The following is a 20211-nucleotide window of genomic DNA, read 5'->3' as shown; positions in this document are numbered from 1 at the left end:
CTTAATGCAAATAAAAAGGCACTCTTTACTAGAGTGCCTTTTCGTACTGTTGTGGCTGTGATTACGCGTCTTGCTTCTCTACCATGTGCAAATGCACATCTTGTTGTGGGAAAGGAATCGAAATGCCTTCTCGGTCAAAGCGCAGTTTCACTTCTTTTGTCACATCCCAATACACGTCCCAATAATCATCAGTTTTTACCCAAGGACGAACAATAAAGTCTACAGATGATGTGTTTAACGTATGCACTTTGATCATCGGCTCTGGTGTACGAAGTACTGCAGGGTGAGAAGTAATGATATCAGACAGCACTGACTCGGCTTTCAGCAAGTCATCCGCATAGCCAATGCCAAACACCATATCCACACGGCGAATGCGCTCGTGTGTGACGTTCTTAATGACATCTCCCCAAATTTTACTGTTAGGTACAATAATAATTTGGTTATCAAACGTACGGATTGTGGTGTTCACCAAACTCATATGGCTTACCTTACCATCCACGCCACCAGCATACACAAAGTCACCAACATCAAATGGGCGGTAAATAAGCAACATCATACCCGCCGCGAAGTTGGACAAGGTGTCTTGCAAAGCGAAGCCGATAATCACACCAGCAATACCAAAACCAGTTAGGATCGGTGCTAGGTTCAATCCAAGCTGAGATAGGCCCACCATGATACCAATCACCCACACGAATTTGCCGGACATTGAGATAAAGAAGTCCTGCATCAAGTGTGAGAGCTTTAAGTTTTTCGATGAAACCGCCTTGCTGACCACTTTGCGCGTTAACTTCGCGAGCCCACGAGCGATCAATAAAATCAGCGCAAATACAAACAACTGGAAAATGTGCTGCGGCGCATTTTCGGCAAACCAGTCTAGCGCAGAGTTGGACCAATGGCTCAGTATTGACCACACTACTTTGGTATTCAGCAAGTCATGGGTGATATTCCCTGTCACTTCGAAAATTTGGCGTTTGTATTCGGACGTTTCTAAACCGACTTTATCGCCAATCGAAATTAAATTGCGTAGGCTTTCCGTCGCAATATTCAGTCTTTGTTTAGTAATAAGCTGACTTAGCTGCAGTGACGCTTTTTCCGATTCAGGGCTTGACGAAAGTTGAGAGCCGATGATTTCACTTTGCTGGCTCAAGTACTCAATTGAGGCAGACAGCAAACGCATACGTTTATCAACTTTATCCTTTAGTTCCGCTTCTGCGCGCTCATTTTGAGCCCCTAACTCTTTCAGCCAAGCAAGGTTTTGCCAACTTGAATCGAAGCTGACATCGAGGTAATGCTGTAACTCTCGGTAATCATTAACAAGAGCAAGTTTCTCTTCATCCTTGGCTTTATTTAAATCTTCAACGACTTTCTTTATTTTTTCCGACAGATAGTTCGTGGCGTCCTCAGAGTATTTTTCCTGCTTTTTAACCAAGGAGATCAATTTGTCGTGAGGGATAGTTTCACGTTCAATCGCTGATGCTAACTGACTTCTTAACTCTTCATTTTTTTGGAACAGCTGTAGTTGAAGCGCGTCGCGCTCATCACCACTCGCTTGCGAGAGACCTTGGGATAAATCCACAATTTCTCGATTCAAGTTATCAATAGAAGTTTCGGCAGCAGAGGGCTCTGGCGTATCCTGAATATCTTTCGCATTGATGACCATCGGCGCCATCATACCGAGGATGAGCGTGAATAATGCCACCCAAGATGTCAGGCGTATTTTCTGGGGGAAATGAAACGTCATGTTTACCTCTTAGGGAACAGTTCTGATCAAAACGACCAAGAATAGAAGTGTAAAGCCTTGAAATTATATACCTAAGTTTACAACACTAAATAATAAACTGAGCAGCATTTCGTTAGTTGGGCGTCAAAGTTGAGAAACCCAATAACAAACAAGCCTTTCATTATTAGATGAAAGGCTTGTGTAAATTTAACTACGGGCGATTGGGGTGATTCAGAATATGGTCTTCCCAATCCACCACATCAATCTCGTATACCACTTTATTGCGGACACTTTCGCCCGCCGCGTGCATCGCAGATTTCGAGCCCGTAATCAACGGATGCCATTCTGGTAAAGGCTGCTTTTCAGCCAACAGGCGGTAAGCGCACGTATGCGGCAGCCAAGTAAAATCGTCGATGTCTTCGCGCGTCAGCTTGGTGCACTCTTCACCCGAAGTAAAACGATTTGGGTAATCCTTACAAGAACACGTTTTGCTATTTAGCCAGCTACAGGCCACATTGGTGTAATAGATTTCATCGGTATCTTCGTCCATTAGCTTATGCAGGCAACATTTACCACAACCATCACAGAGAGATTCCCATTCCTCTTCTGTCATCTGCTCTAACGATTTACTTTGCCAAAATGGAGTGCTCATACTTCAGGTCTCACCAAGGGAATTTAGGGGGCGATTTATACCCCTCTCGACGCAAAAGTTCAAGTTTTGAGAAGATCTCGAATCATTCACACATAACAGTAGAGATATTCAACTACTTTCGCTTTACTGTTCTATCCTTAAACAAGTTTCCATTACTCAATTGATCAAGAAGGCATTAAGGAGTTTTCATGGGTATTATTTCTTGGATTATTTTGGGCTTAATCGCCGGTGCACTCGCAAAATGGCTCATGCCAGGAAAAGATGGGGGTGGCTGGATTGCGACAATGCTACTCGGTATTGCTGGGGCGTTTGTCGGCGGCTTTCTTGGCGGTATTCTGGGTTTCGGCGGGACAACTGGCGTAAATATCGGTAGCATCATCACCGCAACGCTAGGCGCATTTATTCTGCTGTTTGTTTACAACCGCTTCTTGAGATGATCACAACGGTTTAGAAGCCAAAAGGAGCACTCTATTGAGTGCTCCTTTTTATTTTTTCTTAGGCGACTCTTCCAATCCACGTCAAAATGACCATAATTGCCCCTCAATTTTTAAGAGGTTTACATTATGGATTGTCGACTAGGATGCGGAGCTTGCTGTATTGCGCCAAGTATCTCTTCACCGATACCTGGAATGCCCAAGGGTAAACCAGCAGGTGTTCGTTGCGTACAACTCAACGATGATAATTTGTGTAAGCTGTTTGGTAAGCCTGAGCGCCCTAACGTTTGTCACGATTTCAAACCGTGTCCGGTTGTGTGTGGCAAAACCAACCAAGAAGCGCTCGACAACATCACTGAGCTAGAGCAACTTACTTAATCTATTCAGAGCCCCCGTTTAGTCGTTACCAAGCTCTCGTAAGTACAAGTAGATGGTATCGCGCGAGATGCCAAGATGGTTTGCAACCATTAAAACAGCATCTTTGTATTTAAAAATGCCTAAGCCGTGCAGTCGCGTCACCAGTTCACGGTTACGTTTAGAAGGCGCAATGGCTTCATTTTCCCACACTTCTGTTTGTACGGTTTCTATCGTGCTGATGATGGTTTCATCGATATTACGCGCAAACGTTTCTGGTGAGCGAGCACCACCAACACAACACTCGGTGTGTTGCTGAGGCAGCATTGCCTTTAAAAATGCCTGCATCGGTGCATCCATATCCACGTTGATACACAGTAAACCAATCGGTTTGTTTTTTGGATTTCTGACAATTGTCGTAATGGAGTGCAAGGTCTTTCCGTTCGACGTTTTCGTCAGGTACGAATCAGAAACGTCCTTGCCCTCTCTTAACTTCATTCTCGCTAAGTTGGTAATTGGGGCACCTTCACTGCGTTCCGTCACGTGCCCATTTGCGATTTTGATGATTTCCGGCGCTTCGGCATCTAAGCTGTGGAGAACCACTTCAGTGTGTTCACCATACATACGTGCAATGCCATCCACGACGTTTTTCATAGAGTTCAAAATATCGAGATCACTCTTGGTGAGTTTCTTTAGTAGCAATGTTACTTCCCTTAGCAAAAACTGGAGGTTAGGCCGACATAATATCGATAATAGATTTGTCAGTATACGGCATACCGAAACGAACCATTGAGCCAACATTTCTTATCGTTTGCTCAACTTCTTCGCCTACTATACCTTGATTCTTAACACTGTGGTTACCCATCGCCATCAAATATGAGCGCACCGCCGTTGTCGATGAAGTACACACTTTCATCGCACAAGAGGACTTCGCACCATCGCACACCATACCTGAACTGTCGCTGATGACGTTTTGAATGGCGTAGCATGATTGCTCGAATGTACCACCAGCTAAATACACCAGCGCCATAGATGCCGCCGCACTGGTAACAGTGTTGCCACAAAATGCGGATAACGGTGGGTAATAAGATTTGATGTAAATAGCCCCTAAATGACTCATGATCAACGCGCGAGCCAGCTGTTCTTCGTCGTTTTGAAATGCTTCTGCGGCAACTACAACTGGCATTGTAGCGGCAATACCTTGGTTCCCACTGCCGAAATTGCTCATGGCTGGCAACGTCGCCCCTCCCATGCGAGCATCAGACGCCGCGGATGTCATCATCTGTATGCGACTCATTAAGTCATTACCCAATAAGCCTTGCTCGATGTTGCCTTTTAGCGTGCGTCCAATTTCTAGGCCGTAACCTCGGTCGATACCCTCTTGAGCCAGCAAGGTATTGAGCTCTGCAGCTTGGAGAATGAATTTGATCTCTTCAAAAGGCGCTTGAGTGGCAAACTCATAGATTTGTTTGATCGAAATATCTACACCTTCACAAACGGAAGCGGTCGCAACGCGTTGCTGTGATGGGGCATCAAAAATCACGTCGTCATTACGCATGATCTGAAGAATGTTGGTGTGACCGCCACTGATCGTGACCGAAACAACATCGTCACCAGAGGTGAGCGTTACGTTGCAATAAATGAATTCTTGCGTATCCATACGCGCTATGGTTACTCGCTCTTCATCTATCAATTGTTGCGCAGCAGCGACATCCTGCTCATTAATCCGAGCCAACACTTCCAGTTCTGCTGTTGGGTCACCGGCTAATGCACCAACTGAGGCGGCAATTTTGAGGCCTATCTTGCCCGTTCCGGGTACGAAAACACCCATCGAGTTTTTAAATAGGTTGTCTGAAACACGCACCTCTATCGCATCAATATCGGATGTGCCTAACTCTTTTCTAGCAACTGCTGCCGCGTACGCAGCAGCAATGGGTTCTGTACATCCTAATGCAGGTTTCACAACTTGCTTAATGATTTGGATATATTGTGTCCATTGCTGGTTCATGCTCTGTTCTCCGTATTACTTTTTATGAGCAATCGCTTCGACTTCAATTAACACGCCAAGAGGCAAATCTTTCACTGCGAAGCAACTGCGTGCCGGACAATCTTGTTGGAAAAACTCTGCGTAGACCTTGTTAAACTTGGCAAAGTCATTAATATTCGATAGGTAACACGTTGTTTTTAAAACAGTATCGATACTGCCACCACCAGCCTCTAAAACGTGCTTCAAGTTAGTAAGAGATTGATGACTTTGTGCACTGATGCCGCCTTCAACTACTTTTCCTGTTGCCTTATCAACGGGTAATTGGCCAGAAGTAAAAATCAAATCGCCATAGCTAGTGCCATGTGAATAAGGTCCGATAGCAGCAGGCGCGTGTTCAGATGAAATCAATTTTTTCATTTTTAAATCCTCACATAAATTTTATTTTTTATTAAGAAGTTTCTAATTCAACTTCCGTATTAGCGTTATTTTTTCAATTAAATATGAATAAAACAACTAGATCAGATCACAAAACTCGTTAAAAACTCCAATTTATTTGAACTTCTTCGCCAAGATCTCAAATTTATCTGAATTTTCCACAAAAAAATTGGTGATATACATTTTCTCAATTAAATTTGAGAAAAATTCATACTAACAAGAGAAACAATAAAATGAGCGTGACAGCACCTACACAAACCTTACCTATCGGTAAAGAGCCACCGCACGTAAAAGCAGGCATGGCCCTAGACGAGTGGAAAGCCGCCATCAAGTTTGATAGCACAGACTGGGGATGGGTGATCATGAGTATCGGCATGGCAATCGGTGCCGGTATTGTCTTTTTACCAGTAAAAGTAGGCGTACTGGGCCTTTGGGTATTCTTGGCCTCTGCCGTGATCGGCTACCCAGCGATGTACTTGTTCCAACGCCTTTTCATCAACACTCTCTCAAGTTCACCAAAGTGCCAAGATTACGCTGGCGTCATTTCCGGTTACCTTGGTAACAAATGGGGGGCGTTATTAGGTGTGCTCTACTTCATCATGTTGGTGATTTGGGTCTTTGTTTACTCAACAGCTATCAACAATGACTCGGCATCTTTCCTACATAGTTTTGGCATCACGGAAGGTTTATTGTCTGAAAATCCGCTATATGGTCTGGCTTTAGTGTGCGCGCTGGTCGCTATTGCATCTCGTGGTGAAAAGATTTTGTTTAAGGTCAGTACTGGTCTTGTACTGATTAAACTTTGTACCGTTGCATTACTTGGCGTCATGATGATCGAAAAATGGGATGTAGCGAATGTCGGTGCAATTCCAGAAACAGGCGCTGGTTTGAAAGATGCAATTGAGCTACTGCCGTTTACTCTAACGTCTATTCTCTTTATTCAAAGCTTGAGCCCAATGGTGATCTCATACCGATCAAAAGAAAAATCGATTGAGGTTGCTCGCTTTAAAGCCATGCGCGCAATGAAAATTGCTTTCGGTATCTTGTTTGTGACCGTCTTCTTCTACGCGATTTCCTTTACGCTTGCGATGTCACATGAACAAGCGGTTAAAGCAGCAGAAGAGAACATCTCTGCTCTTGCGATGGTTGCGCAAGGTATGGACGGCACGACGCTAAAACTAATGAGTTTGATGCTGAATATTTTCTCAGTAATGACTGCGTTTTTTGGCGTGTACTTAGGTTTCCGCGATTCTTGCCAAGGTCTAGCGATGCTGGCTCTAAAAAAGGTCATGCCTGAAGATAAGATCAATAAAGACTTAGTCACCAAGGGAATCATTCTCTTTGCGATTCTCATGGCGTGGGGTGCAATTGTATTGAATCTACCAGTTCTGAGCTTCACATCAGTATGTAGCCCTATCTTTGGTTTGATTGGCTGTTTGATTCCAGCTTACCTTGTCTACCAAGTGCCTTCTTTACACAAATACAAAGGCGCGTCGCTTTACTTGATTATTGCGACTGGTATTTTGTTGTGCGTATCACCTTTCGTCGCATTTAGCTAAAACCTACTTTGCCTTGGCTGTTACTCAGGTAGTGATGGCCAAGGCAAACTGAAGATTCAGCCTCTCTTCTCCCTGCTTTTATCTCATCCTTGAGAACTCTTGCCACATACCGTCCTATTTGCAGTTTTTACGCGATCTCCCTCACACTTAATTGACAATTCTCGACTATGTTCAGCGGGTCATTTAAGTAGAAATTAGGAAATAACATGAACAAGTATTTGGCTGAGGCTTTTGGTACGTTCTGGCTAGTATTAGGCGGTTGCGGTAGCGCAGTGTTGGCTGCAGGTTTCCCAGACGTGGGTATTGGTCTGCTGGGCGTTGCTCTGGCCTTTGGTTTAACCGTTTTAACCATGGCATTTGCAATCGGTCATATTTCAGGTTGTCACTTGAACCCGGCAGTGACGGTTGGTCTTTGGGCTGGCGGTCGTTTTGAGACAAAAGACGTTGCGCCTTACATCATCGCACAAGTGCTCGGCGGGCTGATCGCTGGTGGCATTCTTTATGTCATCGCGACAGGACAAGCTGGATTCGATGTTGTGGGTTCTGGTTTTGCCGCCAATGGTTATGGTGAACACTCGCCGGGTCAGTACTCCATGCTCGCTGCGCTAGTTTCTGAAGTTATAATGACGATGATGTTCCTTATCGTGATCATGGGGGCGACAGACAAACGTGCACCTCAAGGTTTTGCACCTATAGCGATTGGTTTGTGTCTGACTCTTATTCACCTGATCAGCATTCCTGTGACAAACACCTCAGTAAACCCGGCTCGTAGTACAGCAGTCGCAATGTATGTGGGTGACTGGGCAGTTTCTCAATTATGGCTGTTCTGGATTGCGCCTATTTTGGGTGGTGTACTTGGTGCAGTTATCTACAAAAACCTTCTTGGTAAAGAATCGAACGATTAATCGTTCCCAACTCACAAGATCAAAAAAGCCGCTGAATTCAGCGGCTTTTTATTAAATTCTGTGTCGACCTAACAGCGAGTGTGACAACGTCGTGCCATCGACAAGCTCAAGTTCTCCACCGACAGGCACACCATGCGCGATGCGGCTGGCATCAACTTGGTGTTCTTTACATAGCTCTGCGATGTAATGTGCAGTGGCTTCGCCTTCAACCGTCGGGTTTGTTGCTAAAATCACTTCGGCTATATCACCGCGACGTAAGCGGTAATCAAGCACATCCAGTCCAATATCACTTGGACCAATACCGTCTAGTGGTGACAAATGTCCCATAAGAACAAAGTATCGACCAGAATACTGGCCCGTTGCTTCGACTGCAGCAATGTCTGCCGGGCTTTCTACCACACAAATTTGACCATTTTCTTGGCGTTTTGGGTTAGTACAAATATGACAGACTTCTTCTTCGGTGAAGGTTCGACACTCAGTACAATGACCGATTTCTGTCATTGCCTGGCTAAGCGCATCTGCAAGTTGCAAACCGCCTTTTCTATCGCGCTGTAACAAATGAAAGGCCATACGCTGCGCCGACTTGGGGCCAACCCCAGGTAGACAACGTAAGGCCTCCATCAATTGCTCCAGCATATGACTGGTACGCATTAAAAGTCCGCTTAATTAAATATCAGCAGATTAGAATGGCATTTTCATACCTGGTGGTAGTTGCATACCGCCAGTTACAGAAGCCATTTTCTCTTTTTGAGTTTCTTCAACACGACGGGCCGCATCGTTGAACGCCGCAGCGATCAAATCTTCAAGCATTTCTTTGTCGTCTTCCATCAAACTTTCATCGATGTCAACACGACGTACGCTGTGACTACCAGTGATAGTAACTTTTACTAGGCCAGCACCAGACTCGCCAGTTACTTCCATATTCGCGATTTCTTCTTGAAGCTTTTGCATGCGATCTTGCATTTGCTGGGCTTGCTTCATTAGGTTGCCCATACCGCCTTTACCAAACATGTTTATCTCTCTGGTTTAATGAGGTGTTGCATCAATTAATGGGGTTATAACCTTAGGTTTTCAACCCCATTCCATTCGATTATTAGATAGGGCGCACACTATCTTTATCAAGCTCTGCAGCAAAACGACGTTCAATAAATTGAACATTTGGATCGTTTTCTAAACTATTCAGAGCTTGCTGTAACTTCTCTTGATAGAGCCTATCTCTAAGTTCAAGTGGTGTTTCTCCACTCTCCCCTATTTCGATGCTCATGTGGCACTCTTCACCTAACACGGTATTAAGTGCTTTAAGCAATTCGGCTTGAGCTCTATCAGTATTCAAATGAGCTTGGCTGCTTCTCAATAGTAACGAAACGGTTGTTCCTTCCTTACTATAATGAGAGTTTAGCGCAAGTTGCTCTACCAGCTTAGGGATCTCCATTAAGCTGATTAGCTTCGCCCATTCATTATGTTCTAACGATTCATCGATGAGCTTTTGCGCCATTTCAGGCGTTTTCTCATGCTCAAGTGCCTGCTTGAGCTGCGTAGGTGTCAGTTTTGTATTCACTTTTGTCTCAACAGGCTTGCTTGGACGCCAGCGATACGCTTCCTCAACTTGTGGCTCCGTCGACTTCGGAGCTGAGTTTGGCGACACCTGCGCGGAATTGCCATGCAATTGCGCTACTCGGTCGATAACCGATTCTGGTTGTGCAGATGCCGCTTTAGGCTTTTTTGAGCCACCATTTTGAGGAGTGTTCTGTTGTAGGCCTTGACGCTGAGAACGTAATTGGTGACGTAAACCGCTTAGACCACCGCGCGCCGGTGTTGAAACGCTCTCTTGCACTTGTTGAGGTGGCGTTTCATGCTGCGGCACTGGGTTTTCGCTCATCGGCGGCGCCATATCATACTGTGGCGGAACCGTTTCATATCCACTCGCGTGATACTCAGGTTGTGAATTAGATGAAGGTTGAGGCGCCACTTGTGGTGTGCTTTGCGCTGGACTCGGCTGCTGAGTTCGAGGAGCAGCTACTGTCTGAGCTGGTGCAGTCTTTGGTTGACTGGCACTTTGAACTGGGGCTGAAGCTTGTTCGCAGTTACTAGAAACAATATTTGCCCCACTGTTATTTGATGGGCGGAACGCCATCATACGCAGCACAATCATTTCCAGACCGACTCGCCCATTTGGCGAGAGAGTCAAATCTTCACGACCTTTCAATGCAATTTGGTAGTAAAGCTGAACGTCTTGCGGACTTAGTGCTTTACTCAACAACTCGATTTTTTCTGCATCTGGCTGCGCTCGGTCTAGCGACGCTGGCAGCGCTTGATACATCGCAATTCGATGAAGCTGTGTTGCGACTTGCTGCAACAAACCATCCCACTCAACACCATTTGCTGCTAATTGCTGGATTTTATCCATGGCTTGTTGAGGTTGCTTGCTGCTGATTGACTCCAGTAAGTGAATCGCTTGGTCGGTATCAATCGTCCCCAACATGTGGCTGACAATATCGGTTTGCACCGTACCGTTACCTAAAGCAATTGCTTGATCGGTCAAGCTGAGAGCATCACGCATACTGCCATCTGCAGCATGTGAAATCATACCCAGTGCTTTTGGTTCTGCCGATACTTGCTCTTGACCCAAAATGTAGTCAAGTTGCTGATGAATATCATCAACGCTGATCGGTTTGAGATGGAACTGTAGACAACGCGACAATATAGTAACAGGCAGCTTTTGTGGATCGGTTGTCGCGAGTAAGAACTTCACATACTCTGGCGGCTCTTCCAGGGTTTTCAACAACGCATTGAAAGAGTGACGCGATAGCATGTGTACCTCATCGATGAGGTACACTTTAAACCGTCCACGAGCAGGTTTGTATTGAACGTTGTCTAACAGTTCGCGAGTGTCTTCAACTTTAGTACGTGATGCCGCGTCGATTTCAAGAAGATCGACAAAGCGACCTTCATCAATTTCACGACAAGTATCGCACTTACCACAAGGTGTCGCGGTAATACCGGTTTCGCAGTTCAAGCCTTTGGCAAACAACCTACCGATACTCGTTTTACCCACACCACGAGTCCCGCTGAACAGATAAGCATGGTGTAAACGGTTTTGCGCCAGTGCGTTTTCCAACGCCGTCAGGACATGTTTTTGTCCGACAACTTGGTCAAACTGATTAGGACGCCATTTTCGCGCTAAAGCTAAATAACTCATTGAATGTATTAATGTCCTTCAAAATCGCAAATGCTGTATACGTTTAGACCTAGTGCTTCTAAACGTTTATCACCACCGATTTCTGGTAGGTTGATAACGAACGCAGCGTGCTCAACTTCACCGCCCAGTTGGCGAATCAGCTTAGTCGTCGCTTCAATAGTACCGCCCGTTGCCAATAAATCGTCGACAACCAGTACTTTGTCGCCTTCAACGATGGCATCTGTATGGATTTCTAGTGTGTCAACGCCGTATTCAAGCTCATAAGATTGAGCAACAGTAGGACGTGGTAGCTTGCCTGGTTTACGCACTGGTACAAAACCAACACCTAGCTCAAGCGCTAAAGGCGCACCAAATAAAAAGCCACGAGCTTCCGTACCCACAACCTTGGTAAAGCCCATATCTTTGTAACGTTCAACAAGTAAGTTGATCGTTGCTTGATATGCTTTTGCGTCTTCAAGAAGGCTCGTCACATCACGAAATAGAATGCCTGGCTTTGGGTAGTCTTGGATGCTTTTGATGCTAGATTTGATCAGTGAAATTGTTTCTGTAGTCATAATACCGATTTACTTAGATTGGCTCATCGCCCTCTCTAATCGCAGTATCACGAGGGCAACGAACAATAGGTTTTCACCACTATGTGCTTATTTTCGTAACAGTCACAGGCGCTGAAAATACAAACGCCCACTCGAAGAGCGGGCACACTATTCTCTACAATCTTAGTGATTTTCTTCTCTGTCAGCAACCAACTCAATCACAGGCAGACGCATAAACCAGCCGAGTAAAACGATTAGCATCACTAAAAGACCAATTTTCACCCAAACAAGGGGAACAACGACGATTGAAACCATGAAACTAAGTGCAATAAAAATGGCGCCACGCTGTTTTACTTTTGAAGTAACAGCCCGGTGCTTATGCCAATTATCGAGAATCGGTCCAAACGTTTTGTGGTTATGTAGCCAATGATGAAATGCGGGGCTACCACGCATAAAACATGCACTAGCAAGTAGAATGAAAGGAGTGGTGGGTAAAAGCGGAAGGGCTATGCCGGCAATGCCGAGCACAATACAGAGTCCACCAACGGTATTGAAAAAGTAACGCTTAATACGAATGGTGAACTCCGGTACAAAATAGCTAGATTAAAAGCCTGCGTAACCATTCATTACACGAAGCCAGGTTAGCGTTGCAGGTAGTGTTGGAATTAAAAGTACTGCAATGAAACCTAAAAAGTAAAAAATATTATAAGGCTCTTTAAAATCTTTGTCTGCCATGATGTATCTTCTCACTAGTTGACTTTGCTTCTCCCAAGGCACGGCGTTAAATTATCGTTGCACAAATGGGTCATTATTGTTTTAGGCGTTGACTATACCTTAAACAGCCAAATCTAAACACCAGCAAAAAGTAAGGTTATTGTTCGAGCATTTGTTGTTTTTTTGTGGTTCTAAAAAGACAATAAGCAGCGCCAAGACGCTGCTTATTGTGTTATGAAGTCAGAATTATACCAGTCGTGATTTCCGGGCAATATTTAAGCTAAAACTTGAAGAGCCTAAACAACCGATGGATAACTGACCAGCAACACCTAGCGGTAAATCTCGGGTTATGAAGTTTTTCATACTTCCTGCCCCTAAACAGTTACCTGCCGCGATATGTTGATTAGTATTTCCGTCAGACCAATGGCTATCTAAACCCGCAGGCAGGATAGAAACGGAGGACGAAGCCAGATCGGCGACACCAAATACAGCATTAACCGCACCAGCGCACTCTGAACACTCGATTCCTTTTTCAATGATCCCTACCATATCCTTCAGATCAGCACTGAAACTCTTCAAATTACGCAGGTAATCGTCAAACAAAGCCCTAACAAGCAATGTCGTCGCGACACCATCATTACTCTGGGAAGCAGAGTCAACGAGATAGAACGCAAATTGCCCATTCATTAACCAACGATAATCGAACACCAGTGGCATAACGTCCGTCGATTGCAATAAACGGTATGAGCAGCGCCAATCACCTTGAGAAGCATCTTTCTCTGGCAATAGAGCATGCAGTAAATCTCTTGCAGCACTCGGGTTCTGCTGCAAATACTCTAGATGCCAGTGAAGCTCTTGCTCATCTGGGATTTCGCCACCGTCATCGACTCGGAACCACTGACTTGAAAAGTCTCGCTGTTCGGAGAAATGGCTATCGGTATCTTCGAGCGTATTGTCTATCGCCTGAGATAGGTGCTCATAATTACCTATCGGTTTAGGAAGAAAATCTTTAATACCAAATCGCAACGCTTTCGCGACATCGGACATTTCATCCGTGCCGGATACCACGATAAGCGGCAAGTATGGATATTCAAGACTGACTTCTTCGACGAATTCAATGCCATCTAATACCGGCATCGATAAATCACACAAGATAAGATCGGGTTGGCATTCCCTGAGTTGTTGAAGCGCCTCTAGGCCGTTTTCAGCTTCTACTACTTTAAAACCCTGACTTTCTAAATAAGCATTGGTTACTTTACGAAATATTGGATCATCATCCACCAACATAATTAGTTTTTGATTAACCACTTCCTGTGCCGAGACCATTGCCGTTTGACTGTGAGTCTTAAACATACCTTTACACCTCACAAAGCTAAGTCAAAAAACAGATTTATTATTAAGTCATTATTTTTGTTGTGTTTACATCCGGCGAAACGTTGCGCAGCAAGACTTGAGGCCGTTCCGCCTTGTTATAAAACGTAGCTTGAAAACGGCGTTTATACAAATATTACGGGGTATAACAGTATTTACTCAAACAGGGTTGCTGTGTTCAAATGATGCAACATGTTGACTTAAAGCAAGCTTTGATCACAAAGTTAATTATAAATTAGCCGTAATCGGTAATTTAATGTGTCTGGAAATATGAAATTAGATGACTTAAACCTGTTTCGACTGGTTGTCGAAAATGGGAGCTACACCGCAACTTCGCGAAAAACCATGATCCCGGTTGCGACCATCACCCGACGCATTCAAGCGCTAGAAGACTCTGTCAATCTTCGACTATTGAACCGTCACGCTCGCAAACTCTCGCTTACAGAAGCCGGGGAACGTTTTTACCATGAGTGCTCTCCTTTGCTACAAAGGCTAACCACGGCAGCAGAGGAAATCACTGACGACTGCCGAGGAGCATCAGGCAAGATTAAGATATCGGCGCCTTATAACTTAACTAAGCGCATGATGATGCCGATGTTCAACAGCTTTATGAAGCAGTATCCGGACATCAATATCGAACTAACGACAGAAAATAATGCAGACAAGCTTGACCCGACTGAATGGGATGTCATTTTTCGAGTGGGGCCCCAACGTGATTCTAGCCTGATCGCACGTAAGATTGGCGAAGTGAAGGATATTCTTGTCGCAAGTCCTGACTACCTTGCCTCGAATCCAGCACCAAACCACGCAGAAGAGCTCTCTAACCATTCATTGCTAAAAGGCTACCCTCTGATCAAGTGGACCTTAATTAATAGCAAAGGCGAGTCTGTCGTAAACGTTGATCGTGGTCGCTTTCAGGCGAATGCACTAAATGTAGTACGCAGTGCTTGTTCCGAAGGTTTAGGCATCACGCTAATGCCAGATGTCATGATCAAAGAATACATCGAAAGCGGCGATTTGGTACGCATACTGCCAGATTGGAGTGCAAACCCGCGCGACATTTATATGCTTTACAACCACAAAGATCACCTGCCAGAGAAAGTTCGTCTCTTTATCGACTTTGTGATCGCTTATAACATTCACTAATTCGATAGCAAATACAAAAAACCAGAGCCGAAGCTCTGGTTTTTTTACGCCTCAAGAAAACGCCTATTATGCGCCTTCGTTATGCAGCTCTAGGTTTGCTAAATCCTGTTGGATTTCAAGTTGTGTTTTCGCATCATCGTTACGAAGACCATCTAAGAAGTCTAGGTATTGTTGGTCAATATCACCCGTTACGTATTCGCCGTTAAACACGGATGTATCGAACTGAGTAATATCTTGGTTTCCAAGGCCGACAGCCTCAACCAAGTCTTCTAGACGTTGATAAATCAATGCATCAGCACCAATCTGCTTACAAATTGTATCGTTGTCGCGGCCATGAGCAATAAGCTCGGTAGCACTTGGCATATCAATGCCGTACACGTTCGGGAATCGAACTTCTGGTGCTGCTGATACCATGTACACTTTCTTCGCACCAGAATCACGTGCCATTTCGATGATTTGTTCTGACGTAGTACCACGAACGATAGAGTCATCCACCAGCAACACATTCTTATCTTTGAACTCCGAACGAATTGCATTCAACTTGCGACGTACAGATTTCTTACGTTGTTGCTGACCAGGCATGATAAACGTACGTCCCACGTAACGGTTTTTCACGAAGCCTTGGCGGTAAGGGATATCGATCGCTTGAGCGATTTGAAGTGCGATGTCGCACGACGTTTCAGGGATAGGAATAACGACATCAATATCAAGATTTGCGTAGTCTTCACGAATACGTTCGCCTAACTTTTTACCCATTTCAACGCGAGCGCTGTATACCGAAATTTTATCGATGAACGAGTCTGGACGAGCAAAGTACACGAACTCGAAAATACAAGGGTTCAGCTTAGGATTGTCTGCACACTGCTTCGTGTACAGTTCACCGTCAAACGTTGCGTAGATTGCCTCACCAGGTGCAACATCACGGACAAAATCAAAACCGACCGCATCCAATGCTACCGATTCAGACGCAACCATGTACTCCGCTCTGCCATTAACTTCACGCTTACCTAAACATAGAGGGCGAATACCGTGTGGGTCACGAAACGCAATCATACCATGACCGATAATCATGGCGGTCACAGCGTAAGCACCACGAATTGTGCGATGCACATTGGTGACTGCGCGGAATACGTCTTCTGTCGTGACATTTCCTTTTACTGAGTCAATTTCGTGTGCCAGTACATTTAGTAATACTTCGGAGTCTGAAGTGGTATTGATATGACGGCGATCTTTTTCAAACAGCTTTTGACGAACTTCGTTAGCGTTGGTCAAGTTGCCATTGTGGGCAAGTGTAATACCGAAAGGAGAGTTTACGTAGAAAGGTTGAGCTTCTGAAGCGCTTGAACTGCCTGCTGTCGGGTAACGAACATGACCAATTCCGACCTCGCCTTGCAGGCGCTGCATGTGTCTTGCTTCAAATACATCCTTGACTAAACCGTTCGCCTTACGCAGACGAAAACGATTGCTTTCTATGGTACAAATACCAGCGGCATCTTGGCCACGATGCTGTAGCACCGTTAACGCGTCGTAAATAGACTGATTTACAGGCGTAGTGCCCACGATTCCAACAATACCACACATGTCCTAATCCTCGATTTGGCGACAGTAGCTGGCACTACTAGATAGTGCCAGACAGAAAACTTGATGTTGCTTGTAAATGCTCAAAGAAGGGAGCGATCACACGTTTGAACTCAGGAACTAACTGTGACGCTTTCCACCAATCTGAGCTTGGGAATGCAGTAAATGCATCCATAAAAAACAGCACCGCAGAAACAATTAAAACTCCGCGTAAACCACCAAATACCATCCCAAGAAGTCGGTCGGTACCCGATAAGCCTGTTTTTTGTACCAGTTGGCCAATGACGTAATTCACCACTGCACCAACTACCAAGGTTGCGACAAATAACGCCGCAATCGCCGCTCCGTTACGAAACATATCATCTTCGATGTTGGTGAAGTACACCGCCAATTTGGCGTAGTAATTACTGGAGATAAAAAACGCTCCGAACCAAATCACCAAAGACAAAGCTTCTTTAGCAAAACCGCGAACTAAACTGATCAGAGCTGAAAATCCGATCACACCTAAAATGATAAAATCTATCCAATTCATCTTTTCTTCATCTTAAGTTGGCGCGCATTTTAACAGAAAAAATGCTGACGCAAACGTTTTCTTATGGATTTAATGGCTTAAATTTAAGCAATTGACCTTTTGAACCTGTAATTTTTTGTAATTCCTTGACTTGCCGTTCAAGTTTACTTTTGGACACATCAGGACCAACAATCACTCTCGTAAACTCGTTTTCTTTCTTTGTATGAGCTTGATAGCCACGCTTTTGCAAATCAGCGACAAGCGCGACCGCATTTTCGTGATTCTTAAGCGCCATCAACTGAATGATCCAAGCAGAATCTTCATATTGATTTTTTTCTTGCACAGGACGAGTGGCCACCTCAACTTGCTCTGGCTGTTTGATGACCTCTGGTTTAGGCGTCGGCGTTGGGTCAGGCTCAGAAGCAGCCACTTGGGCGCCCTCTTGCTCCTGCACCACCGCTTCAACTGGAGAGTCCGGTAACGCTATGTCGTCTTCCACTGGCTCTAATATTTCGAAGTTTTCCACATCACTATCAAGTTCAGGTTTGATAGGAATACTGGCAAATTCTTCTTTGTAGTGCAGTTTCTTACCATCTAGCACATCGGGAAGAACAATCACTCCGACTGCGACTAGAATGATGGTGCCGACTAAACGACTTTGGAATTTACTTGCCATCAAAATACCTTTGCTTATTTATTCTTTGATTGCCAATGTTCCAATACCTCTCCGACAGTATGGAATGAACCAACCACCAGAATGACGTCTTCTTGCTTTGCGTGGCTTCTTGCATTCTCAAAGGCGTCAACAGGGTTTTCAAAATGAACTTGCCCATCAGGTAAGTATTGGCACAATTCATCAGCTGTCGCCGCTCTCGGTCCAGTAAGCGACGCTGGATACCATTGTGTTGCAACTGGAGTTAGCGCTTCAATGGTTGCTTTAATGTCTTTGTCATGCAGCATTGCAACCACAATATGGATATTCTTACCCAGATATTGTTGCTTCACTCTCTCTACCAAATACTCAGCAGAGTGCGGGTTATGAGCGACATCAAGGACTATTTCAGGTTCGTGATGCAGTACCTGCATACGCCCTGCCAGGCGAGCATTATTCAAGCCATTGACAATGTTTATGTCAGTGATTTGCAATTCCGATGCTCCTAACGCCATCAATGCTGTTGCCGCATTTTGTAGCGGTAACGATGGGACAGGTAAATCCTCTAACGCAAATGCGCCACTGCTCCACTTCCAACCATTATTAGTTAGTTGGTAATCATACTGAATACCAACTTGGAAGAACTCAGAGCCAATATCGTCAGCATGAGCCGCCACGGTCGCCGGTGGCGTTGGTTGACCACAAATTGCTGGCTTCCCTGGACGATAAATGCCTGCTTTTTCAAAACCAATGACATTGATGTCATCACCAAGCCAATCCACATGATCGATAGCTAAGCTCGTAATAACAGAAACATCATGGTCAACAACGTTGGTGGCGTCTAGACGGCCGCCAAGTCCTACTTCAAGCAGCACAACGTCAACTTTCTCTACTTGGAAAATACGTAGCGCAGCAAGCGTACCGAATTCAAAGAGGCTAAGGCTGATATCACCACGCTGCTTTTCTACATAGTCGAATGCTTCACAGTGCTTTGCATCTACAACGTCGACGCCATTAATGCGCACACGCTCGTTGTAACGAATCAGGTGCGGAGAGCTGTAAACACCGACTGAATAGCCAGCATCGAGTAAGATGGCTTCCATTAACGCACACGTTGAGCCTTTGCCATTGGTGCCGGCAACAGTGATTACGGTTGGAGCTGGTTTGGTAAGATTGGCTTTGTTTGCTACCGCTTGGACACGGTCTAAGCCTAGATCAATTGCTGAAGAATGAATATTTGCTAAATAATCAAGCCACATCTCTAATGAAGATGTGGCTTGAGGAATTGGGTTTTGGGTCATCTAACTTTAACCATTAAATTCTTTGGTTTTTATGTTAGTTGATACTTTACCCTTTTTCGTCCGCTTCTGGTACAGAATATGGCTCTTCATTTGGAGATTCGTTAACCGAAACCACCAAAGGAGACTTGTGGTTAGTCATTTTCGCGATAAGACCACCCACACGCTGACGCATTTCACGACGGTCAACGATCATATCAATCGCACCGTGATCAAGTAGGAACTCACTACGCTGGAAACCTTCAGGAAGATCTTCACGTACAGTTTGCTCGATTACACGACGACCAGCAAAGCCAATAAGGGCCTTAGGTTCACCGATGTTGATATCACCCAACATAGCCAAACTTGCTGATACACCACCCATTGTAGGGTCAGTTAGAACCGAAATAAACGGCAGACCTTTTTCTGATAGACGCTCAAGCGCAGCACTGGTTTTTGCCATTTGCATAAGAGACATCAATGCCTCTTGCATACGAGCGCCACCACTTGCTGAGAAACAAACAAGTGCACAGTTGTTTTCAATGGCTGCATCCACCGCTTTTACGAAGCGAGCACCAACAACTGAACCCATTGAACCGCCCATAAAGGAGAATTCAAACGCACACGCCACAAGGGGTAGACCAAGCAGTTCACCTTGCATCACAACTAGCGCATCTTTCTCTCCACTGTTTTTTTGTGCTGCAGAGATGCGCTCTTTGTATCGCTTAGAATCTTTAAATTTCAGTTTATCCTGTGGCTCAAGTTCGGTACCTAATTCAACTCGATTGCCTTCATCTAAAAACGTTTCCAAACGACGACGCGCTTTCATGCGCATGTGATGGTTACACTTTGGACAAACTTCTAGGTTACGCTCTAGTTCAGCATGGTATAAAACCTGTTCACAAGAGGTACATTTAGTCCACACACCTTCTGGGATAGAAGCTTTGCGTGAACTTACTAGGTTGCTTTTCTCTAAAATCTTTTCAAGCCAACTCATGGAAGACCTTTTCTCTCAACTCTTCCGCTTCATTGCGAAAGATATAAATTCGACATAATACCGACGGATTAAACCATATCTTGCAGCTACTGTAGATAAAAAACTGGTTGTACCTATTTTTGATATCATAAATAGCGTATGTTTTCCGCTCACATTCAATGTAAACACTACCGATATTTTGAAATAA

Annotated in this window: 22 protein-coding genes; 5 read left to right on the top strand and 17 right to left on the bottom strand. The window is 44.8% G+C overall.

Features of this window, described 5'->3' with window-relative positions:
* Positions 1-61: 61 nt before the first annotated feature.
* Both FKN16_RS13255 and FKN16_RS13250 read right to left on the bottom strand, forming a co-directional pair.
* A complete protein-coding gene (locus FKN16_RS13255) occupies positions 62-1741 on the bottom strand; it encodes a mechanosensitive ion channel family protein (RefSeq protein ID WP_114323314.1) in 1680 nt (559 codons plus the stop codon).
* Positions 1742-1931: 190 nt separating this feature from the next.
* On the bottom strand, positions 1932-2372 hold the full coding sequence (locus FKN16_RS13250; protein ID WP_005384948.1) for a YcgN family cysteine cluster protein: 441 nt from the start codon (positions 2370-2372) through the stop codon (positions 1932-1934).
* A 188-nt stretch (positions 2373-2560) separates the two neighbouring features.
* Between FKN16_RS13250 and FKN16_RS13245 the strand changes: the two genes are divergently transcribed.
* Positions 2561-2809, top strand: a complete 249-nt coding sequence (locus tag FKN16_RS13245; protein ID WP_140167622.1) for a GlsB/YeaQ/YmgE family stress response membrane protein — start codon at positions 2561-2563, stop codon at positions 2807-2809.
* A gap of 126 nt (positions 2810-2935) precedes the next feature.
* Positions 2936-3184: a YkgJ family cysteine cluster protein gene (locus FKN16_RS13240; protein ID WP_025574470.1), complete on the top strand. Its 249-nt coding sequence runs from the start codon at positions 2936-2938 to the stop codon at positions 3182-3184.
* Between the two features lie 18 nt (positions 3185-3202).
* On the opposite strand, the gene FKN16_RS13235 is transcribed toward FKN16_RS13240, so the two are convergent.
* From FKN16_RS13235 to FKN16_RS13225, 3 genes are read right to left on the bottom strand one after another with little or no spacing between them, the layout of a single operon-like run.
* Positions 3203-3862, bottom strand: a complete 660-nt coding sequence (locus FKN16_RS13235; protein ID WP_005397228.1) for a PAS domain-containing protein — start codon at positions 3860-3862, stop codon at positions 3203-3205.
* 28 nt (positions 3863-3890) lie between these two features.
* Positions 3891-5168, bottom strand: a complete 1278-nt coding sequence (locus FKN16_RS13230; protein WP_104974930.1) for an L-serine ammonia-lyase, iron-sulfur-dependent, subunit alpha — start codon at positions 5166-5168, stop codon at positions 3891-3893.
* Positions 5169-5183: 15 nt separating this feature from the next.
* A complete protein-coding gene (locus tag FKN16_RS13225; protein WP_104974929.1) occupies positions 5184-5564 on the bottom strand; it encodes a RidA family protein in 381 nt (126 codons plus the stop codon).
* Positions 5565-5881: 317 nt separating this feature from the next.
* On the opposite strand from FKN16_RS13225, the gene FKN16_RS13220 reads away from it, so the two are divergent.
* Positions 5882-7141 (top strand): amino acid permease, encoded by a 1260-nt coding sequence (locus tag FKN16_RS13220; RefSeq protein WP_031780611.1) that lies wholly within the window; start codon positions 5882-5884, stop codon positions 7139-7141.
* A 206-nt stretch (positions 7142-7347) separates the two neighbouring features.
* Positions 7348-8046, top strand: coding sequence for an aquaporin Z (gene aqpZ, locus FKN16_RS13215; RefSeq protein WP_161445248.1), 699 nt, complete (start codon positions 7348-7350; stop codon positions 8044-8046).
* 51 nt (positions 8047-8097) lie between these two features.
* Here aqpZ and recR read toward each other — a convergent pair whose 3' ends face one another.
* The 7 genes from recR to FKN16_RS13185 form a co-directional block, all read right to left on the bottom strand.
* The gene (gene recR, locus FKN16_RS13210) at positions 8098-8697 is read right to left on the bottom strand and encodes a recombination mediator RecR (RefSeq protein ID WP_031780610.1); all 600 of its coding nucleotides are present in this window, start codon (positions 8695-8697) and stop codon (positions 8098-8100) included.
* A 30-nt stretch (positions 8698-8727) separates the two neighbouring features.
* Complete coding sequence (locus tag FKN16_RS13205) at positions 8728-9057, bottom strand: YbaB/EbfC family nucleoid-associated protein (RefSeq protein ID WP_005380618.1); 330 nt, start codon at positions 9055-9057, stop codon at positions 8728-8730.
* A gap of 82 nt (positions 9058-9139) precedes the next feature.
* A complete protein-coding gene (gene dnaX / locus FKN16_RS13200) occupies positions 9140-11245 on the bottom strand; it encodes a DNA polymerase III subunit gamma/tau (RefSeq protein ID WP_170902890.1) in 2106 nt (701 codons plus the stop codon).
* Between the two features lie 8 nt (positions 11246-11253).
* Positions 11254-11799, bottom strand: coding sequence for an adenine phosphoribosyltransferase (apt, locus tag FKN16_RS13195; protein WP_005380615.1), 546 nt, complete (start codon positions 11797-11799; stop codon positions 11254-11256).
* A gap of 162 nt (positions 11800-11961) precedes the next feature.
* A complete protein-coding gene (locus tag FKN16_RS13190; protein ID WP_041852909.1) occupies positions 11962-12354 on the bottom strand; it encodes a YbaN family protein in 393 nt (130 codons plus the stop codon).
* 27 nt (positions 12355-12381) lie between these two features.
* The gene (locus tag FKN16_RS24800; protein ID WP_005380608.1) at positions 12382-12513 is read right to left on the bottom strand and encodes a hypothetical protein; all 132 of its coding nucleotides are present in this window, start codon (positions 12511-12513) and stop codon (positions 12382-12384) included.
* Positions 12514-12738: 225 nt separating this feature from the next.
* Complete coding sequence (locus tag FKN16_RS13185; protein WP_005397213.1) at positions 12739-13845, bottom strand: response regulator; 1107 nt, start codon at positions 13843-13845, stop codon at positions 12739-12741.
* Between the two features lie 288 nt (positions 13846-14133).
* Here FKN16_RS13185 and FKN16_RS13180 point away from each other — a divergent pair, with 288 nt between their 5' ends.
* A complete protein-coding gene (locus FKN16_RS13180; RefSeq protein WP_005397211.1) occupies positions 14134-15009 on the top strand; it encodes a LysR family transcriptional regulator in 876 nt (291 codons plus the stop codon).
* A 66-nt stretch (positions 15010-15075) separates the two neighbouring features.
* Here the strand turns inward: FKN16_RS13180 and purF are convergent, their stop codons facing one another.
* The 5 genes from purF to accD all read right to left on the bottom strand — a co-directional run bounded on the left by purF (position 15076) and on the right by accD (position 20024).
* On the bottom strand, positions 15076-16590 hold the full coding sequence (gene purF / locus FKN16_RS13175) for an amidophosphoribosyltransferase (RefSeq protein ID WP_005397209.1): 1515 nt from the start codon (positions 16588-16590) through the stop codon (positions 15076-15078).
* Between the two features lie 37 nt (positions 16591-16627).
* Positions 16628-17119 carry a CvpA family protein gene (locus FKN16_RS13170; RefSeq protein ID WP_065645034.1) on the bottom strand — a complete coding sequence of 164 codons (492 nt, stop codon included), beginning with the start codon at positions 17117-17119 and terminating at the stop codon, positions 16628-16630.
* A gap of 61 nt (positions 17120-17180) precedes the next feature.
* Positions 17181-17774 carry an SPOR domain-containing protein gene (locus FKN16_RS13165; protein WP_005397207.1) on the bottom strand — a complete coding sequence of 198 codons (594 nt, stop codon included), beginning with the start codon at positions 17772-17774 and terminating at the stop codon, positions 17181-17183.
* A gap of 14 nt (positions 17775-17788) precedes the next feature.
* Entirely contained in the window at positions 17789-19051 is a 1263-nt protein-coding gene (folC, locus tag FKN16_RS13160; protein WP_170902889.1) for a bifunctional tetrahydrofolate synthase/dihydrofolate synthase, read from the bottom strand.
* 46 nt (positions 19052-19097) lie between these two features.
* A complete protein-coding gene (gene accD, locus FKN16_RS13155) occupies positions 19098-20024 on the bottom strand; it encodes an acetyl-CoA carboxylase, carboxyltransferase subunit beta (protein WP_005397203.1) in 927 nt (308 codons plus the stop codon).
* Positions 20025-20211 lie beyond the last annotated feature (187 nt).

Source organism: Vibrio sp. 11-4(1) (assembly GCF_013048625.1).
In the GTDB taxonomy this organism is placed as follows: Bacteria; Pseudomonadota; Gammaproteobacteria; order Enterobacterales; family Vibrionaceae; genus Vibrio; species Vibrio diabolicus.
The sequence above is the reverse complement of the archived record's forward strand: the minus strand, read 5'-3'. Positions and strand labels throughout refer to the sequence as shown.

What these genes read in the sequence shown, in the direction of transcription:
- FKN16_RS13255 (WP_114323314.1), bottom strand. Translation starts at nt 1,741, where the DNA reads ATGACGTTTCATTTCCCCCAGAAAATACGCCTGACATCTTGGGTGGCA.
- FKN16_RS13250 (WP_005384948.1), bottom strand. Translation starts at nt 2,372, where the DNA reads ATGAGCACTCCATTTTGGCAAAGTAAATCGTTAGAGCAGATGACAGAA.
- FKN16_RS13245 (WP_140167622.1), top strand. Translation starts at nt 2,561, where the DNA reads ATGGGTATTATTTCTTGGATTATTTTGGGCTTAATCGCCGGTGCACTC.
- FKN16_RS13240 (WP_025574470.1), top strand. Translation starts at nt 2,936, where the DNA reads ATGGATTGTCGACTAGGATGCGGAGCTTGCTGTATTGCGCCAAGTATC.
- FKN16_RS13230 (WP_104974930.1), bottom strand. Translation starts at nt 5,168, where the DNA reads ATGAACCAGCAATGGACACAATATATCCAAATCATTAAGCAAGTTGTG.
- FKN16_RS13225 (WP_104974929.1), bottom strand. Translation starts at nt 5,564, where the DNA reads ATGAAAAAATTGATTTCATCTGAACACGCGCCTGCTGCTATCGGACCT.
- FKN16_RS13220 (WP_031780611.1), top strand. Translation starts at nt 5,882, where the DNA reads ATGGCCCTAGACGAGTGGAAAGCCGCCATCAAGTTTGATAGCACAGAC.
- aqpZ (WP_161445248.1), top strand. Translation starts at nt 7,348, where the DNA reads ATGAACAAGTATTTGGCTGAGGCTTTTGGTACGTTCTGGCTAGTATTA.
- recR (WP_031780610.1), bottom strand. Translation starts at nt 8,697, where the DNA reads ATGCGTACCAGTCATATGCTGGAGCAATTGATGGAGGCCTTACGTTGT.
- FKN16_RS13205 (WP_005380618.1), bottom strand. Translation starts at nt 9,057, where the DNA reads ATGTTTGGTAAAGGCGGTATGGGCAACCTAATGAAGCAAGCCCAGCAA.
- dnaX (WP_170902890.1), bottom strand. Translation starts at nt 11,245, where the DNA reads ATGAGTTATTTAGCTTTAGCGCGAAAATGGCGTCCTAATCAGTTTGAC.
- apt (WP_005380615.1), bottom strand. Translation starts at nt 11,799, where the DNA reads ATGACTACAGAAACAATTTCACTGATCAAATCTAGCATCAAAAGCATC.
- FKN16_RS24800 (WP_005380608.1), bottom strand. Translation starts at nt 12,513, where the DNA reads ATGGCAGACAAAGATTTTAAAGAGCCTTATAATATTTTTTACTTTTTA.
- FKN16_RS13185 (WP_005397213.1), bottom strand. Translation starts at nt 13,845, where the DNA reads ATGTTTAAGACTCACAGTCAAACGGCAATGGTCTCGGCACAGGAAGTG.
- FKN16_RS13180 (WP_005397211.1), top strand. Translation starts at nt 14,134, where the DNA reads ATGAAATTAGATGACTTAAACCTGTTTCGACTGGTTGTCGAAAATGGG.
- purF (WP_005397209.1), bottom strand. Translation starts at nt 16,590, where the DNA reads ATGTGTGGTATTGTTGGAATCGTGGGCACTACGCCTGTAAATCAGTCT.
- FKN16_RS13170 (WP_065645034.1), bottom strand. Translation starts at nt 17,119, where the DNA reads ATGAATTGGATAGATTTTATCATTTTAGGTGTGATCGGATTTTCAGCT.
- FKN16_RS13165 (WP_005397207.1), bottom strand. Translation starts at nt 17,774, where the DNA reads ATGGCAAGTAAATTCCAAAGTCGTTTAGTCGGCACCATCATTCTAGTC.
- folC (WP_170902889.1), bottom strand. Translation starts at nt 19,051, where the DNA reads ATGACCCAAAACCCAATTCCTCAAGCCACATCTTCATTAGAGATGTGG.
- accD (WP_005397203.1), bottom strand. Translation starts at nt 20,024, where the DNA reads ATGAGTTGGCTTGAAAAGATTTTAGAGAAAAGCAACCTAGTAAGTTCA.